This window comes from Psychromonas sp. MB-3u-54, from assembly GCF_002836415.1.
GTDB lineage: Bacteria > Pseudomonadota > Gammaproteobacteria > Enterobacterales > Psychromonadaceae > Psychromonas.
This window is the reverse complement of record NZ_PJBP01000038.1, coordinates 1-428: the sequence shown is the minus strand read 5'-3', so window position 1 is coordinate 428 and position 428 is coordinate 1. Positions and strand designations below refer to the sequence as shown.

Genomic DNA, 428 nt, shown 5'->3' with positions numbered 1-428 from the left:
TAGAGAGTATAGATAGACCTTATGCTGGGTCTGTAGCTCAGTTGGTTAGAGCGCACCCCTGATAAGGGTGAGGTCGGTAGTTCAAATCTACTCAGACCCACCAAATCGTTGATTTGGGATCGCATGACAGAGTCTATTTATACGCAACATGTCGGGGCTATAGCTCAGTTGGGAGAGCGCCTGCCTTGCACGCAGGAGGTCTGCGGTTCGATCCCGCATAGCTCCACCACTTATTTTAAATAATAAGTACTCGACATGAACCTCTTTTTGAGGAGAGGCTTAAGATAAATTATAAAATTTACCTTAAGCTTTTTTTTACTAAAAAGTTTGCTCTTTAACAATTAGGAAAGCTGATAAAAGTTCTTTTTATCACACAAAAACAATGACATTTCGGTGTTGATTGGTGTGATAAATTAAACGAAAAGTTT

At 40.0% G+C, this 428-nt stretch carries 2 tRNA genes; both read left to right on the top strand.

Going from position 1 to position 428, the window contains the following annotated elements:
* The first annotated feature begins 26 nt into the window (after window positions 1-26).
* Window positions 27-103, top strand: a tRNA-Ile gene (locus CXF72_RS00485).
* A 50-nt stretch (window positions 104-153) separates the two neighbouring features.
* Window positions 154-229 (top strand) — tRNA-Ala (locus CXF72_RS00480).
* Window positions 230-428 lie beyond the last annotated feature (199 nt).